Source organism: Myroides sp. LJL115 (genome assembly GCF_054871665.1).
The window spans coordinates 92,792-108,984 of sequence record NZ_JBTXLS010000002.1 but is presented as its reverse complement, the minus strand read 5'-3'; the positions used below and the strand labels follow the sequence as shown (position 1 = coordinate 108,984).

At 32.6% G+C, this 16,193-nt stretch carries 16 protein-coding genes; 6 read left to right on the top strand and 10 right to left on the bottom strand.

Annotation, left to right across the window (positions count from 1 at the left end; all coding sequences use genetic code 11):
- Window positions 1-247 precede the first annotated feature (247 nt).
- The 8 genes from ACYSNX_RS01135 to ACYSNX_RS01100 form a co-directional block, all read right to left on the bottom strand.
- On the bottom strand, window positions 248-454 hold the full coding sequence (locus tag ACYSNX_RS01135) for a hypothetical protein (protein ID WP_461752853.1): 207 nt from the start codon (window positions 452-454) through the stop codon (window positions 248-250).
- Between the two features lie 777 nt (window positions 455-1,231).
- Window positions 1,232-2,677 carry a hypothetical protein gene (locus ACYSNX_RS01130; protein WP_461752852.1) on the bottom strand — a complete coding sequence of 482 codons (1,446 nt, stop codon included), beginning with the start codon at window positions 2,675-2,677 and terminating at the stop codon, window positions 1,232-1,234.
- 195 nt (window positions 2,678-2,872) lie between these two features.
- Window positions 2,873-4,123 (bottom strand): hypothetical protein, encoded by a 1,251-nt coding sequence (locus ACYSNX_RS01125; RefSeq protein ID WP_461752851.1) that lies wholly within the window; start codon window positions 4,121-4,123, stop codon window positions 2,873-2,875.
- A 147-nt stretch (window positions 4,124-4,270) separates the two neighbouring features.
- Entirely contained in the window at window positions 4,271-4,630 is a 360-nt protein-coding gene (locus ACYSNX_RS01120; RefSeq protein ID WP_461752850.1) for a YkvA family protein, read from the bottom strand.
- A gap of 56 nt (window positions 4,631-4,686) precedes the next feature.
- Window positions 4,687-5,283, bottom strand: a complete 597-nt coding sequence (locus ACYSNX_RS01115) for a hypothetical protein (protein WP_461752849.1) — start codon at window positions 5,281-5,283, stop codon at window positions 4,687-4,689.
- 63 nt (window positions 5,284-5,346) lie between these two features.
- Entirely contained in the window at window positions 5,347-6,243 is an 897-nt protein-coding gene (locus ACYSNX_RS01110) for a helix-turn-helix transcriptional regulator (RefSeq protein WP_461752848.1), read from the bottom strand.
- A gap of 105 nt (window positions 6,244-6,348) precedes the next feature.
- Complete coding sequence (locus ACYSNX_RS01105) at window positions 6,349-6,981, bottom strand: YcjF family protein (RefSeq protein WP_461752847.1); 633 nt, start codon at window positions 6,979-6,981, stop codon at window positions 6,349-6,351.
- Window positions 6,982-7,074: 93 nt separating this feature from the next.
- A complete protein-coding gene (locus ACYSNX_RS01100; RefSeq protein ID WP_461752846.1) occupies window positions 7,075-7,965 on the bottom strand; it encodes a helix-turn-helix transcriptional regulator in 891 nt (296 codons plus the stop codon).
- Window positions 7,966-8,299: 334 nt separating this feature from the next.
- Between ACYSNX_RS01100 and ACYSNX_RS01095 the strand changes: the two genes are divergently transcribed.
- The 6 genes from ACYSNX_RS01095 to ACYSNX_RS01070 all read left to right on the top strand — a co-directional run bounded on the left by ACYSNX_RS01095 (window position 8,300) and on the right by ACYSNX_RS01070 (window position 12,840).
- Window positions 8,300-8,548 (top strand): type II toxin-antitoxin system ParD family antitoxin, encoded by a 249-nt coding sequence (locus ACYSNX_RS01095; RefSeq protein WP_461752845.1) that lies wholly within the window; start codon window positions 8,300-8,302, stop codon window positions 8,546-8,548.
- Window positions 8,549-8,786: 238 nt separating this feature from the next.
- Window positions 8,787-9,695, top strand: coding sequence for a hypothetical protein (locus ACYSNX_RS01090; RefSeq protein WP_461752844.1), 909 nt, complete (start codon window positions 8,787-8,789; stop codon window positions 9,693-9,695).
- Window positions 9,689-10,324 (top strand): ATP-binding cassette domain-containing protein, encoded by a 636-nt coding sequence (locus ACYSNX_RS01085; protein ID WP_461752843.1) that lies wholly within the window; start codon window positions 9,689-9,691, stop codon window positions 10,322-10,324. The genes ACYSNX_RS01090 and ACYSNX_RS01085 overlap by 7 nt, the downstream gene beginning before the upstream one ends.
- A 500-nt stretch (window positions 10,325-10,824) precedes the next feature.
- Window positions 10,825-11,547 (top strand): GLPGLI family protein, encoded by a 723-nt coding sequence (locus ACYSNX_RS01080; protein WP_461752842.1) that lies wholly within the window; start codon window positions 10,825-10,827, stop codon window positions 11,545-11,547.
- A 92-nt stretch (window positions 11,548-11,639) separates the two neighbouring features.
- The gene (locus ACYSNX_RS01075; protein ID WP_461752841.1) at window positions 11,640-12,389 is read left to right on the top strand and encodes an SDR family NAD(P)-dependent oxidoreductase; all 750 of its coding nucleotides are present in this window, start codon (window positions 11,640-11,642) and stop codon (window positions 12,387-12,389) included.
- 256 nt (window positions 12,390-12,645) lie between these two features.
- On the top strand, window positions 12,646-12,840 hold the full coding sequence (locus ACYSNX_RS01070) for a hypothetical protein (protein ID WP_461752840.1): 195 nt from the start codon (window positions 12,646-12,648) through the stop codon (window positions 12,838-12,840).
- A gap of 158 nt (window positions 12,841-12,998) precedes the next feature.
- Here ACYSNX_RS01070 and ACYSNX_RS01065 read toward each other — a convergent pair whose 3' ends face one another.
- Window positions 12,999-14,429, bottom strand: a complete 1,431-nt coding sequence (locus tag ACYSNX_RS01065) for an RtcB family protein (protein ID WP_461752839.1) — start codon at window positions 14,427-14,429, stop codon at window positions 12,999-13,001.
- 103 nt (window positions 14,430-14,532) lie between these two features.
- On the bottom strand, window positions 14,533-15,627 hold the full coding sequence (locus ACYSNX_RS01060) for a slipin family protein (RefSeq protein WP_461752838.1): 1,095 nt from the start codon (window positions 15,625-15,627) through the stop codon (window positions 14,533-14,535).
- Window positions 15,628-16,193: the final 566 nt, after the last annotated feature.

The window sequence follows — 16,193 nt, the reverse complement described above, 5'->3', positions numbered from 1 at the left end:
ATTCGTTATCGTATTCTTTTATTCAATAAAATCCTTTATAAATAAACATTACAATGCTTATCCAAACACAAATAATGTATCTTGCCCTTTCAAATGCACATAATACTACTAATAAACTTATTACGTGTATTAAAACTTAATTTGAGCTCCAATTTCAAACTAAAAAAACACTAAATGTTTATAAGATCTTTTTCTAATTAATATAATATTTTCAGACTCCCTTTTAAAGTCGGGAGTGGAGAATATTTTATAAAATTTGTAATCGATCATTTGCTTGTTGGAAGTATTTATCCACAGGTAAGAGGACATAAATATCTTCAAGGTCAATACAAGTTTCCTCAATACCATCAAGAGCTAATTTTAATCGCTTAATTTCTCCTGAGGCAAATTCTTTCGCATTAATATTAATTAAAAGATATCTTTCTAAAACGAGTCTGTGAATATCTCTTGTCATAGAAATAATAGCATTTACTAAATGTAATGTTTCTTCTTTTTTTATGCTATCAGTAATGTCGTTAATCCAAGATTTTTTTCAAAGCGCTCAATTAAACTTTCAAGAAATAAAGAATCTTTATTGATAACGGATTGCAATTTCAAGGTGGAATCTAAAATAGAGTCTATAACTATGACTTCTTTGCTTCTTTTCAACTTACTAAAAAAGCACTCACATCATTAAAAGTCTGTTTAATTTGCTTATTTGCTGTTGTATAGTCCATAATTAAGTATGGTTAAAAAAACATTCGAAATAGTTAAATATTTTTATAGTCTTAGTAAAAATTCTGGCCCAAAGTGAACAGGTAAGATTAACAAATTCATAGTGATTAATAAGCACTTATAAATATAATTGTTTAAAAAACTAAGATAATAATTCGATAAGAATATCTACAAAGAAAATTAATTATTTTATGTAATTAGCCTACTGTTATACTTACAGACCTGTATTGGACATTCTTGTTTATCCGATAACTGCACCATGTTTAATTTCACCATTTGATATTTATAAACCATAATAACACCACTAATCAATCAAAGGGTATAACTAACCAAAAAGCGAAATATATCTGATTGTAAACACTACAGGTTTGAAAGGAATCATCTCTAAAACAATTGCTACTAAAGCTAGAAAATTCTCTTCACTGATTGAGTAATTAAAAAAGTTAAGTCTAGAACTATTTCTATGTATACTATTACTTTAATCAATAGATTAGCCTCTTTAAAAATAGAGTAAAATTTACAACATAGCTTTTTCTAACGCTTTTTGCATTTTCTTTCTATTTGGGTACAATTTAATAATAGAGTCTATAAACTCATGTATTTTATCGGATTCTAAAGGATATAAATTGCTCCATTTTTTAAGCCATTTCCCTATATGCATGTAGTCTAATAACTGGCAATCTTCTTTCAGTTGTTGTAAAAAATAGTCAGTAAAAATAGGATAAAAGTCCTCAAAACAATACTTCTTACTTAAGTACTTCCAATACGGAAATAGATAAAATATAATTTTTACTTCAACTAGTAAGTCGAATAAGTCCTGTCTCCTATTTGCAGCTTTATAAATAGGTAACATAACGTGAACAACTTGCCAGTAATAGTCCGGCGTGTATTTTTCAAACTTTGTCTTTAGATTATTCTTTAATTTGGTTATTTCTTCTTCAATAACAATATTCCACTCTTTTCTAGTATAGGATTTTCTCCATTTCCCCCAATAATATAGATCACCTGGTACTAGGGTAAATACGTAATATCTACCCATCTCTCGAAGTAATGGAATATCTTGTGTTTCTATAGCCAGATCTAATAACATCTGTTTAAATATCCACTCATCCTCTGAGCCTATTTGTATGTATTTTTCTAAGGTATTTTGCATTGACTCTTTAGCCTGCTTGAAGTCTTGTTGCTCAAGTAGTTTTAGCACTTTTCTTCTTTTAAATGTCATAAATTGATTATTTGCTTGTTCCGAACTATCCTTCAAATAAATATCTTCCATTAGTTCAATGCAATTAAGTTCAATTTGCAGCAGTCTCTCTTCCAATGAACCTCCCTCAACTTTTAAGGATTTCCTTATAGTGGTAATGTACTTTATAAACATATCTAAAGTATAACCTTGAAGAGAAATAGAACTATAGGTCTCTAGCATTTTAAAACCATAATCTCCATAAGCAAAATAATAATCTTTAATCAACTCTGCTTGATAAAAGCGTATTAAGTCTGCTATATGACGTACAGGTACATCGAAAGATTTGGTATCTTTGGAACGAACCATTTGACTTAAGCATTCTATAGCTTCCTCTATAAGTTGACCTACTAAATCCTTATTATTACCACTGACTTCTAAAAGGGGAGCTACCTCTCGTAAAAAAATAGAACAAAAAGCAAGGGCTGTTTCTACCCTTCCTTCTTCTAATACCTCAATAATAATTGTAAACTTCTTTCGTAGTTCCTGAATTAGTCTTAAAAACTGCTCATTATTTACAACGGCGTCTTCTTGATAACAAGAAATAGTTTTCTGCACTAGATTGGAATAAAACATTTTAGCAGATTTCCAATCCTTTTCTTCTTTACGAGCTTCTTCCACCCATATTGGAACTATTAAGTGGTTCGGTAAACAACGAGTTTCAGAGCTTGGATTGCTTTGCAAAGCAGATCGTAGTAAGCGTACATCTAAATTAGATCTCATAATAAAATTATTTAAAGTGAAGCATAAAAATAATTTTCCCCGTATTCCAAAAATACAAATAAAATGCCTTCTTTCAAATAAAATCACATCGTAAAGCAGGATTTAAATTTATTTAGAGTCCAAATAACAAATACTCTAGTTACTAAAAATCAATAACTTAAGTACTTTACGATTCTGTTTCCAATTAAATCCATACTAAGAATTCACCATAGGAGTGCGCACCTCAACTAACACACCATGCAACTGTTCTTGTTTGTTTAGTAGATCGTTAAAACAATATAAATCTCCTTGGTATAGGGTCTGAATAGATCTATTATGGAAAGAAATTCTAGTATAAGAGAATCCAGGATTCTTTCCTGGTAATACATCTTGGATAACTAGATTTTTTATATCAGAAATATCACAAAAGTAACAGTACTGTCCTGCAATAAAGCCAATGGTATTATTTTGGGTATCTACCCAGATGGCATTGGTGCAATTTGCTTTATCCTTTATAGCTTTTGGAGAAAGATAAACCCCTTGCGTATCCTTATAATCAGGATAGAAAGATAAGTTTTCTTCTAAAGGGATAATAGTAATATGTTCTAAATCACTAAAAGGCGCTTCTTGTAGCACTACACCTGTGTAATCTCTTTTATTGTTAATCATCAAATAGGTATGACGGTCCTCCGTGGAAGTTTCTCCCTCAAAATCATAGATAAAGCTAAACTCTATATCACTTATTGCATATTTAGTATATTCCCTAGTATCTGTTTTCCAAGTCTCTATAGGTTCTTTGTTTCCACTAGATTTTTTAAATACAGCTTCCAAATCGTAATAGCTACCTACATTGTTCTGTTTGTTGTAAACATCTACAAAGTAATTTTCCACAGCCATATCTAAGCGCTCTTTATTAACGCAGAACTCTAAGTTCTCCACTAATAAATTTCCGATTCTAACCTTGGAAGTAAATTTAAAGTAGGTTTGTTTATTAGATGCTTTATAAGACACCCCATATGTAGAATTAAGAATCTCTTTGTAAGAGGCATCCCATAAGACAAAAGTTGTCTTATCTCCTATTACCTCAAATCCCTTTGTTATATCATCAAAGTTCCCATCAAGCACTTGATAGTTAGGCTGAAAAATTTTAAACCAAATAGGTTTTCTTTGGTCTTTTGTTTGAGCTAAAGTCTCATAAAATACTGTATCATCAAAGCCAAATCGCTTAGATAATACAGGGTATATATTCTCAAGTACATCTTTATCTAGTACAACAAAATGTCTACCAGGCTTATCTCCAAGTAAAAGGTATCCTTGCTTATCCTCCATACAAACGTAGGCCAGATGCAAAGTGGTTAGATCCACCTTACCAACATGGTATCCATTTACAAAGGTTAATGTATCGCCTTTCAAAGAAGTTTGAACCAAAGGCGCTTTTTTCTTAGCTGTACTTTTGTTTTGTGCCATGAGAATTACTTAAGTTATAGATTCAAAAATACAAATAGTATTATACCCTTACAATTACCTAAACAAAATAATCCCTAGTTTCCCATCAAACATATATAAAATATCTTGTAGAGAAATCAATACTATTAAACATAAAAGGCCTAAAATTTATCTTAGGCCTTTCTTGCTTTTATAGGTTTGTAATGCTGAACCTAGAGATGCAACAGCAACTCCAACAACTCCCATGTCATCTGTCCATCCTAAAACAGGAATAATATCTGGAATAGCATCAATAGGACTTACCACATATAGAATACTAGCTCCTATAATAGCTATTTCTTTAGCTCCTAAAGAATGCTTGCCAGAAAGAGTATCTTTCATCATGTTAAGTAACACCATAAAGTCTCCCACTTTATCTCCTAAATTACCAGCCTTCTTTTGAGCTTTCTCTAAATCTTTTTCAGATACTTGTTTAGATTTAAAGCTATTAAACATCTGATTTGCTTTATTGCTTTGGTCTTGATTCATTTTATTTATATTAAATTACTTATACTTTGTGTTTTAAACTAAAAGAAATGCCCCCCTTAACTTTGTAGGAATTCCATAATTCTTAAGTGCCACCAATCCCAACTATATCCAGCACTAGGATGAGTGATACTCATTACTTTGACCTTTTTATTATCGGATAATAAATACTCCCAAGTTTCAATTGGCTCTTCGCCCTGAAATACAATATCTTTGCCTTGTTTACCTACATTGGGTAAATTGTCATACAACCTTTTTCCCCATACAAGTACATAATCTGGTCTTAATAGCTCAAGTGCTTCAAAAAAGGCAGACGTAGACTCTTCAAACTCCTGTGTACTTGGTGATCTTCTTGGTCCAGAAATTGGAAATTGAACATAATTATAAAAAGCGATTGAATCCCAAACCTGCTTCTTTTTTAGTTGATCTAAATCACTACCTATCATACTTTTTGCAAACTTTGTATAAGTATTTTTATAAGGTTCATGAGCACTAAGGGGATCTAGTATATCCTTTATGATATCATTTGTAATACTAGATATAGCCTCACTTGGGTCATTACAATAATGACTCTCTCCTAAAACTAAAACCTTTTTGGATTGGAATCCATCTTGGTAATTTTCTCCAACCCATGGTGTAAATTTGATTTTATTCATTTCTTTTAATATTAATCTTATATGTATTGTAAACTCTAGAGTATCTGGAGTTCCTTTGTTGATTTATTTGGAATATAAATCGCTTAATTCTACTATTATTTGAGCTATTTCCTCTCTTAAAGCAAGTGGCTGAATTACTTGACAGTTACTCCCATACTTCAATATTTCCATCTTAAGTTCATGGGTAGGATACACAAAAAGTTCCACGTCAAATTCATATCCATTAGTACAGATATCTAGTATGACTTGACTAGAATGTATAGGAAGAGATTCTAAATACTTATATTGAGATATATCAAATCTTAAAACTATCTTTTGAAGCTCCCCATAGGTTTCAATTCCGATGGCATCTTTATAGTGCTTATAGACATCAAAATCAATGGGTTGTTGTACTTCTTGAATAATAGCTACATTGTGCATTCTATCTAAAGCATAGTTTCTGATTGCCTTTTTATCCAGATCATAACCGATTAAATAAAATCTACCTTTAGCTTCTTTAATAGCTATGGGAACACATTTCCTGTCACTACTATCTTGCCAATAACTATCTAAAGTAAAACTTAGGGCATAACTATCTTTAATACACTTAGCTATGAGTTCAAAATATTTAGTCCCCTTATCAATAGTTTTCTCTAAGAACAAGAATCTACCAAATTGCTGTTGATTACTATAGGCAGAGACCACATCAACGGCTTCAATAAAACGATCTAATTTCTCTACTTCAGTTTCTAGAACAATGTGGTAGTAGTTATTTTTCCTATCAAATTCAATCTCCACTCCCCAAATAGTTGCAATTTCATTGCAATCCCTTTGAAAAGTTCTTGGACTAATTTGAATATCAAAGCCATCGTAGTTCTGCTTTTCTGCTAAATAATTTTGTATTTGGATAAAGGTTCTACCTCCATTTCGCAAACATTCAATGATTGCGAAATGTCTTTTTATAAAATGCTTTTTAGACATATCTTCTAATTTGACTAACAAATATACAAGTTATCCCATTGCTTTTTATCCACCTCAACAATCCTATAGTCCTATGCTACTGTTTGTTTTATTCCCCTTTATAACTTAAGAGTTCTTATAGCGCTCCATCTCTTTTTCAAACTCTCTTTCTTGTTCTTTAGTAGGCTTAATGCTGTCTTTATTTTTAGAGTATTCCGTTTTACCTTCTTTGATGATATCTTTAATACTCTCTTTATTATTTTTCATGAAATCGTTCACTTCTGATTTTACCTCATCTGCTGAGAAATCAAAACGTCCATTGTGCTTTTGTGCCAAGAGAGTTAATGCTTTAAAATAAACATAACCTGAAGCAAGAGTAACAGCATATAGCGTACCTGCCATTAAAGCCATACCAGCAATTGTTCCAATTCCAGGAATGAGTTTAAAGACACTCCCAAGGGCTACTCCAGCAGCATAACCAAGTAAATTTGTTGCTACTCCTGATACGATGGTCTTGACGATGTTTTCCTTTAATTTTATACCTAATGTCTTGTTTATATTGAGATACATTCCCCATATCGCAGCTCCTGAAGCAACTATATCTACCCCTGGAATTGGGATAAAAGCAGCACCTACTGCAAATACAGCATGTGTCTTAACAATCCCTACTAATTTCTCAGGTAAGATTTTACTTGCTGAAGAGTCAATTGCTATAAGTAAATTAAAGGCTGCTTTGTATAATTTCGTATTGGAATTCATTGTATTTGTTGTTTTAAATGGTTACTTATTTTTGATTTAATAAAGAGTAATAATCTCCTATTACTTATTTTGTGGATTTGCGTTTTACTTTAGTTAAACTCTATATAACTGAGCTAGTTCCTTAACTATATCCAGCATTTCAAGGCGAAAACTCTCTGGAGCTAATACCTCACAATTACTGCCATACCTAAGTAATTCCATTACCAGGTCATTCGTTGGATATAGCTGTAATTCAACTTGGAAAGTATAGCCTTCTTCTTTAATTATTTTCTGAGAAGAATGAATAGGAAGGGATTCTAAGTATTTTAGCTGGGATTGATCAAAGCGTAGAACAATGCGACTTACCTCTCCATAAGTCTCTATTCCAAAAGCATTTTGATAATATTTACTTATGTCAAAATCGGGTGTTTCATATACCTGTTCTAAGACACCAAACTTGGAAATTCGATCTAATCCATAATTTCTAAAGTCCTTCTTGTCTAAATCATATCCGATCAGATAATATCTATTTTGAGACTCCTTGATTCCAATGGGAATGCATTTTCTAGTAGAGGGTGCTTGCCAATAACTGTTTAAAGTAAACTTAACACCATAATTATTTTGAATAGCGTAACCTATACTAAGTAGAAATTCAGTTCCTTTTGCTTTTTTATTCTCTAGATGTAAATAATCTCCTAAGACTTCTCTTTTCTTAAAAGCAGAAACCACATCAAATATTTCTATGATTCTTTGGTTGTAATCTTTTTCTAAATCATCTATAATCTCATAAACTCTTAGTGATTTATTATACTTGATTTCAACTCCCCAAACAGACTCAATGTCTTTGCAGTCTCTTTGAAAGGTTCTCTTACTAATATTGAAATCAATACTATAATAGTTCTCATTATCCTCTAAGTATCTTACAATGTCTTCAAAATTTTTCGGACTCTTTCTAAGACATTCAACTATTGCTAGTTGCCTTTTAATAAAATCTTTTTTAACCATTGCTTATTTATTTATAGGACAAACATAAAGTGACACTCGGCCATATGTTGTCGCTAAGGAAAAAGATTTTGTTTTTTTGTGATAATTCGGAAACTACTACTGTATAATTACAGCTCTGAGATGGTATTTAGTTAATGTAAGTACCTCCTATAAAAATGGAGATTATACTAAAAAAAAACACACTACTAATAACTTTACGCACTTCAAATAAAAACAGCAATCCATTGTATTTAAATACTTTATAAATAAACAACAACTCTTTTCAGTTGGAAATAATTTGGGATAAATACCTTATATTGGTATATATATTTTTAAAAATTTAAATAACGACCTTATGGCTAAGAACACATCCATTTTATTAGGTGATTATTTCGATAAGTTTATAAAGACACAAATAAAAAGTGGGAAGTATACTTCAGCAAGTGAAGTTATTAGAGCTGCTTTACGACTATTTGAGGTAGAAGAATCTAAAAAAACAGAACTTTTACAAGAATTAAGAAAAGGAGAGGAGTCTGGATTTTTAGCCAATTTTGAACGGGAGAACTTTAAGCAAACTTTGCATCTTAAATATGACGCCAAATAAGGCAACTTACAATTCCTAGGAATATAGTTGGATACATAATCTAGTCTATTTTTTACACAATGAACTAAATAGCACAAGATTATTATAAATGGCAAATACTTCTAATTTTAAATTCCCCCATTTCATATCTTCTATGACTAAATATATAATGACTTAAAAATTTTTAAGTAGCTTTAGACTTTTATACAAGTAACTTACACTCTTAGGATTTGCCCTATAATAATAGTAAGTAATCGATATGACAGAGACCTCCATTAGGATCATTTATGACTTAGTCAACATTCGTCTTCGTAAGCTGATTACAAGAAAAGACAAAACAGCAATAGGCTTAATTTGTATGGCATATGGCTTACTTTGCTATTTATTATACGCAAACTGGAAAGAAATTGGCTTTCTTACTTATTTTTTGTTTTTAGACAACCTAATTTATAATGCCACTAGAAAAGATATAAATCTACTTAAGGTATTTAAACATTATAAAATGATACTCTTTGCAGAGTACACCTTTTATACCTTACCCCTTTTATTATTGCTACTTGTAAAAAAACAGTACCTACCCGTTTTGTTCATTCTGGTGGTAACCTATGGCTGTATTGTATTTATGCCTAAGATCAGGACAAAGAAAATCCAATATCCCTTTTACTCTATAGATCCTTTTTGGCGGATATACTTCAGAAAATACTACCTAGCTTTAGTAATAGCCTTTCTATTGTTTATCCATTACATGGGTATTAGAGTAGCAAATAGTAACCTACAAATCTTCTGTCTTCTAATGGCGAGTCTACTAAGCTGCTTACCTAGTTTTGATAGAGAAAATTCTATAGAGATAAATTATAGTCCATATGCACCTAAACAGTATTTAAACCGGCTTATAAAAGCAAATCTCTTAAATAGTCTTTATCTATTTATTGCTTTTATAGGCTTATCCTTGATACTGGCAAAAGACCCAAATATATTACTATGGGCGGTATTAGCTATACTACTAGTGGGATACAATGTTATTTTAAAATATGCTTTCTTTCAAAGTCCTTTAAAGCAACAACTCTATTTTACATTTACCTTTTTAGCAATGGGCTTACCTTTACTTTGTGTACCACTGCTTTACAAAAGAGCTATTAAAAACTTAATCCACATCAAAAAATGTTAGATATTGAAATTTTGCAAAAGAAATATGGCAATCAAATTGTACTTGAAAATTTATATTTACAAATTGATTCTCCGGGTATATATGGTATAATAGGTAAAAATGGACAAGGTAAAACAACTCTTTTTAATTGCGCCTTACACCTAGAAGATTTCCAAGGACATAGCCTTTTGCAAAGGGAAAAAGTTTGTTTACAAAATACAGGGTACTGCCCTAGCGAACCTCATGTATATGATCAATTAACTGCCATAGAGTTTTATCAATTCTATGCCAAGTTATTAAATGTACCTTTTCAAAAAGGCCAAGAACTATTCCCGGTGGACTCTACTAAGTTAATCAAAGACTTATCCACTGGTACCAAAAAGAAAGTATACTTAAATGCAATTTTGCAAAAAAAATACAAAATGTATTTTTTAGACGAGCCATTTAATGGGTTAGATATAGAGTCGAACTGGATTTTAATGAATGCCTTAAAGCATTTAGCTAAAGATGCTATAGTAGTGATATGCTCTCATATACTCGAAGTGTTATATAGTAATTGTGACACCATCTATATGTTAAAAGACAAACAACTTACCTCTTTCAGTAAGGAAGAATACCCACTGATTGAAAAGGTCTTTTTTGCACGATAGAAAAAGGTTAGTTCTAAAAATAAAAATACTCTTTGTAAAGTATCTAAACACCTTTTATGGTCCTAACCACTACTATTATAATCTAAAACGGATTACATAACTATCTAATTGTTTATCAATATAGCAACCAAAAACAAACATTAACACCTTACATACAATCACTTAAAAATAAAATTTTAATAAAAACCAGATTTAAAACTTGGGCACAAATTAAAGAGGATGTTTATGGGAAACCTGGAACTCCAAGACGAGATAGTCTTGAAAAAGATTTTGATCCGTTTGCTAGGAGACTACAATTCAAAAAATAGAATTAAAGAATTTACAAAATACAAAAGCATGTGCATCAAAAATAATAAGATAGGATGGTGTACTTTATTTTGATCATCTCACCTATCACCTGGTCTTGCTTTTAAGAGCATTTTATCTAGATTTTACACCTATTTATCTTGGTTAAAATAAGTATCTTTAAAGCAATCTAACTTCTTTACTTTATATCTGTTATGAGTGATCAAAAAAAATATAATTGGATAGTTTTACTAGGGATGCTTTTACTGTCCTTTACTTTGTTTTCACAAAACATAATAGTATCCTATGGTTATAAAAGCGCAGTAGATACTCTTGAAAACTATACAGATAACTATACTTTAATGTATAAAGATGGTAGGTCTTACTTTACCAAAGATATAGCCAAGGGCAAGGATTCCCTTATTGAAATAGTACCATATACTACAAGACAAAATCAGCTAGTTCATTCAGAACATATAAACAAAGAATCTTATTACTTAACAGATATTAATCAAGACTCTTTATTTGCTATAATAAACAATAAACAAGTAGTAGATCATCTGTTAGACTGGGGGTGGCAACCTAGCACAGGCACCAAAATGATTCAAGGATACCTGTGTGCAAAAGCTGTATCCAACTTTATGGGAAAAGACTTTGAGGTTTGGTATACTATTGAACTTCCCTTTAAGGTTGGGCCTGAATATTACCATGGACTCCCAGGAGTAATACTACAAGCCTCTGATGGTAATTTTCAATATTTAGCAACTAACATAGAATTACCCGATAACCTCCAGGATATTGCAGCGCCTAAGCTTTTACCAGGTAAAAAATACACCTTTTTAGAAACCCAAGTGATTCCTTTAAAACCATCAAAAGATAAACCTCTTCGTTCCATTATACACGACCCTACAGAGCCGTTTCGCTTTAGGGTAGACTAGATTTAAAATAATATAAACACCACTTTTAGCTCCATGTTCTTTTTATAAACACCTGATTTTCCGTATATTTAAGTATTCTAAAAACACTAACTATGAAAACATTAGATCAAAAAGTAGCTTTAGTAACAGGTGGAGCATCGGGTATTGGACTGGCAATTGTAAAAGCATACCTCAAAGAAGGAGCCAAGGTAATGTTATCAGATATAGACCCAATTAAAGGTCAAAAAATCGTAGATGATTTAAAAAGCCAAGGCGCACAAGTGGCCTTCTTTAAAGCAGATTGCTCCTTAGCAAAAGACAATGAAAATTTAGTGGCTAAAACCATGGAGGTATTTGGAAAACTAGATATTGCTTGTAATAATGCAGGTATAGCAGGAGAAGCAAATCTAACTGGAGATTACTCCTTGGATAGCTGGAAAAAAGTGATCGATATCAATCTAAATGGTGTCTTTTTTGGTTGTAAATACCAATTAAAGGCAATGGAGAAAAACGCAAATGGAGTAATAGTAAATATGGCATCCATACACGGTAGCGTTGCAGCTCCTTTATCTAGCGCTTATACCACTGCTAAGCATGCGGTAGTAGGACTTACAAAGAATATTGCAGTAGAATACGCCTCTAAAGGAATTCGATGCAATAGCGTTGGTCCTGGATATATTGATACTCCTCTACTTGCTCATATTCCAATAGAGCAAAGAAATGCTCTGATTGCAAAACATCCTATTGGAAGATTAGGAAAAGCAGAAGAAGTAGCTGAATTAGTACTTTTTCTAAGCTCCGAAAAGGCATCTTTTATAACAGGTGGATACTACTTAGTAGATGGTGGGTATACAGCTATTTAAAACAAAAATATACCTAACTATAGTAATGCTAAAAATGCCACTAGAATAGACTTGCTTAAAATAACAAAGAGGTAAAATAATCCACTTACTTTACCTCTCGGGGGGTGCGGGCTTGCTCCCAACACTTAGGTTGGGTCCCTCACCAGTTCATACAAATATACTAAATTTAAAATACTTCCTCGTGTTTTTTGAAATTCTGGTTACATTGCACTGTGGATTTAAAACTCCTAAGTAAATAATTTTACATACAACAAAGATGAAAAAACTAAAACAAATAAGCATTGCTATTTTTACCGCTCTAGTGCTGAGTTCATGCGCTGTCCAAGTGAAATCCAATGCAAATCACGATATACCTCCTGGACAAATGAAAAAGATAACAGGTTCTAAATCAGCAAAACCTTATGCCCCAGGACAAAATAAGGCTAAAAAGCACAATAAGAAACATCATTAATATTTTGATATGACTTATTAATTGCTGTGTTTATAACCTATAAAAATAGCTTAACTCCATTAGAACTTTATAAGTTTTAAACGGAGTTAAGCTATTTGTTTTTTGCTCACCTATCAGTAGCGGCAGACACTACTGGGATTTGGTTCTGATCTTATTTTTTAGTCCTCCCTACTCCCATCATCTGCCATACGTACAATCTTAGGTATAAATTTAGCCACAACATCTATTAACTCATCTTGGGCAGCCATCACCTGATGTATATCCTTATACGCCATAGGAGCCTCGTCTTTCCCGGCGCCTATAACTTCCACACCATGGTCCTTTAGAACAGCTTTAATATCATTGGTTTTTAAATTTTTAATTGCCTGTGTACGGCTCATTTGTCTTCCCGCGCCATGAGAAGCAGAGTTCAGAGCTTGCGCTTCTCCTTTTCCTCTTACTAAAAACCCAGGCGCTGTCATAGATCCTGGAATGATTCCCATTACGCCTTTAGCTGCAGGAGTAGAGCCTTTACGGTGAACAATCACCTCTTTACCTTGGTAGGTTTCCTTCCAAGCGAAATTATGGTGGTTTTCAATCTTTGCTAATACCTGAGCTCCAATAGCATTTGTTAACTTAGCATGAATCACCTCATGACAAGCAGATGCATAGTCTCCCGCTAAATTCATCAGCGCCCAATATTCCTGACCTGCTTGAGAATTCATATCCAAATAAGCTAAATTCTTAGCCTCATTAGGCAATTTACATACTCCCCTGGCAATATTAGTATACTGTCCTGCAATAGTAGCTCCAAGTCCTCTAGATCCCGAGTGGGTTAATAAAGCTAAATAAGTTCCTTTTTCTATATTTAGAACCTCATCAGTCTTCTCAAACTCCATCAATCCCCATTCTACGAAGTGATTTCCTCCTCCTGAAGAACCTAATTGTTCCCATGCTTTATCCTTTAAGTTTCGTATAAAAGGATTTAGGTTAAATTCGTCTCGATCTAAAATAGCATGCTGTAACTTATACTGTCCTAAAAACCCATGTCCAGCCCCAAATTTGGTATGCTTTACTAACTGTTCTTTTAATAGATTTTCCATTGCGTAGAACTCTAGGCCTTTTATATCAAAAATAGATAAAGCCATTCTACATCCTATATCTACTCCTACTCCATATGGAATAATAGCATCTTGTGTGGCTAAAACCCCACCTATAGGTAAACCATAGCCAAAGTGAGCATCAGGCATTAAGGCTCCTGCAACTGCAACGGGTAATTTTACCGCTACCTCCATCTGTTCTATAGCTCCCTTTTCAATATGTTGGGCCCCAAACACTTTATAAGGTACTGCTTCCTTTTTTAAGGGGATTACCTCATTTTCTATTTCTTTCTGCTCCCCTTGAATAATTGCTCTAGCTAATTTTCCAAAAATAGGATGGCTAATATAATCTTGCGCACTATCTAATACTTTTTTATAATGTTCTAGCATCTGTTTTTTTGTAAGGCCTGTTCTTTTCTTATTGGCCTGTAGAGCAACTTTAAGGATACTTGACTCAGGATAACCTAAGTCTATTAAATCATTTCCATTTATTGGGGTGTTCTTTTTCATTTTAATTCTTTTTCATTCTAGTTAAATGTACTCTTTTAAAAATAAAAGAGTATTAACCAGCATAATTAGGACAATATGTTTTGTTTTATCTGTTTTATCTGTTTTATCTAGCAAATACTTCTTTGAGCTGTGTTAGTACATTCCCACCTCCAGATAAGCTGATTTCTCCAACTTTATCTGCAATCTTCTCGATGTACTCCATCTCTTTTAATCGCATAAGCATATCGTTTTCCTCCATGAGTTTGGCAGTATTTAGCAAACTTCTTGTAGCAGCAGTTTCCTCTCTACGAGTAATCATATTTGCTTGGGCTTTTTTCTCAGCAATTAAGACTTGGTTCATAATCTCACGAATATCCCCTGGCAAGATAATATCCCTGATACCACATGTCTTTAAGGCAATACCTAAAGTGCCTACTTGCTCTTTGGCTTCTTGTAAAATACTTTGGGATACATTTTCTTTACTGTCCATTAACTCATCAAAAGACATACGGCCTACCTTTTCTCTTAACAATAGCTGAATAGTAGCATACATCTGTTTCTCAGCATCCTTATTATCACAATAGGCCTTCAAAAAATCCTCTACTTGAAACACAGCAGTAAAGCTTACCCTTAGCTGTACCTTATCTTTAGTTAAGATTTCCTGGCCATTGATTTCCATGGTCTGCTGACGTGTATCTACCATAACAATATGTACTTTGATATCGTTTTTCCAATAGCTGTATTGCCCAGGGTTTAAAATCCCTTTGAACTGCTCATCCACAAAAAGTAGTCCTTTTTCATTAGCCCCTACAGTGTAATTTCTTAGAAAACAGGACATATTGGCCTTATTTCTAATACTTCTGTGAATACTTGAAGCAACTTCTATATCGCTAATTGTATAACGCTCAAATCTGTACATTTTAGCTTTTTTCCAAAAGATATAACGCCCAGAAGAAAGTACAGTATGAAATACCTTATTCTTATAGACTAATACTACTTCATTATCCATCACATCGATAACCTCTAAGAGATTCGCTAAATCACTATTCTCTAATAATGCATCTATATCCTGTCCATAGGAAAACATTTCCGATGTATTATACTGAGTAACTTCTCTTTTACCCCATAACCAATAGGTTCCTTGGGTATATACTTTATCTAATTCTCCTTGTTTAAAAACTAAGGCTACATGATTGGTTTTTACTTGCAACTTTTTCATAACTATATTTTTATTTTTTTTATCATTGCTTATAAAGCAGCAGTCTAAGCTAAAGTCAACTAGCGCTCAGCGGAAAGGTAAATTGTCTAATAAATAGAATTACTCGTCTATAGTCTAGAGCACCTTAAAAAAGTAAGTGACTCGTCCTATACAATCCCTAATCCTTTTTTATGTAGACTAATCTACTATTCAGGCTTTACTAGCTTTTCAATAAGCTTCTATAAAAGAAACAGATTAAAAACCCCAGTTAGACTGTGCTTTTAAAAATGGAGGATTTTTATTGAAGTCCTTCCTCACTTCTTTTATATTTGCTTTTAAGGCAACTGTCATTCTACTCTAACCCCTTTGGTTATACTGCTTTTGCAATAGTGGGGCTTTAACCCACGACCCGAATCACATAACTAAACCACTAGTCATTCCTTTGCAGAATGTGAGGAGTCGAACCCCATTGATCTATTTCTACAAACAGAATAAGAGAAACTATTGTGTCTTACTTCCGCGCTATACAGAAACGCTTCCAAGGTTTGCATCTTTCGAACATTACAAAGATGCATACCAATATGCGC

What these genes read in the sequence shown, in the direction of transcription:
- ACYSNX_RS01135 (WP_461752853.1), bottom strand. Translation starts at nt 454, where the DNA reads ATGACAAGAGATATTCACAGACTCGTTTTAGAAAGATATCTTTTAATT.
- ACYSNX_RS01130 (WP_461752852.1), bottom strand. Translation starts at nt 2,677, where the DNA reads ATGAGATCTAATTTAGATGTACGCTTACTACGATCTGCTTTGCAAAGC.
- ACYSNX_RS01125 (WP_461752851.1), bottom strand. Translation starts at nt 4,123, where the DNA reads ATGGCACAAAACAAAAGTACAGCTAAGAAAAAAGCGCCTTTGGTTCAA.
- ACYSNX_RS01120 (WP_461752850.1), bottom strand. Translation starts at nt 4,630, where the DNA reads ATGAATCAAGACCAAAGCAATAAAGCAAATCAGATGTTTAATAGCTTT.
- ACYSNX_RS01115 (WP_461752849.1), bottom strand. Translation starts at nt 5,283, where the DNA reads ATGAATAAAATCAAATTTACACCATGGGTTGGAGAAAATTACCAAGAT.
- ACYSNX_RS01110 (WP_461752848.1), bottom strand. Translation starts at nt 6,243, where the DNA reads ATGTCTAAAAAGCATTTTATAAAAAGACATTTCGCAATCATTGAATGT.
- ACYSNX_RS01105 (WP_461752847.1), bottom strand. Translation starts at nt 6,981, where the DNA reads ATGAATTCCAATACGAAATTATACAAAGCAGCCTTTAATTTACTTATA.
- ACYSNX_RS01100 (WP_461752846.1), bottom strand. Translation starts at nt 7,965, where the DNA reads ATGGTTAAAAAAGATTTTATTAAAAGGCAACTAGCAATAGTTGAATGT.
- ACYSNX_RS01095 (WP_461752845.1), top strand. Translation starts at nt 8,300, where the DNA reads ATGGCTAAGAACACATCCATTTTATTAGGTGATTATTTCGATAAGTTT.
- ACYSNX_RS01090 (WP_461752844.1), top strand. Translation starts at nt 8,787, where the DNA reads ATGACAGAGACCTCCATTAGGATCATTTATGACTTAGTCAACATTCGT.
- ACYSNX_RS01085 (WP_461752843.1), top strand. Translation starts at nt 9,689, where the DNA reads ATGTTAGATATTGAAATTTTGCAAAAGAAATATGGCAATCAAATTGTA.
- ACYSNX_RS01080 (WP_461752842.1), top strand. Translation starts at nt 10,825, where the DNA reads ATGAGTGATCAAAAAAAATATAATTGGATAGTTTTACTAGGGATGCTT.
- ACYSNX_RS01075 (WP_461752841.1), top strand. Translation starts at nt 11,640, where the DNA reads ATGAAAACATTAGATCAAAAAGTAGCTTTAGTAACAGGTGGAGCATCG.
- ACYSNX_RS01070 (WP_461752840.1), top strand. Translation starts at nt 12,646, where the DNA reads ATGAAAAAACTAAAACAAATAAGCATTGCTATTTTTACCGCTCTAGTG.
- ACYSNX_RS01065 (WP_461752839.1), bottom strand. Translation starts at nt 14,429, where the DNA reads ATGAAAAAGAACACCCCAATAAATGGAAATGATTTAATAGACTTAGGT.
- ACYSNX_RS01060 (WP_461752838.1), bottom strand. Translation starts at nt 15,627, where the DNA reads ATGAAAAAGTTGCAAGTAAAAACCAATCATGTAGCCTTAGTTTTTAAA.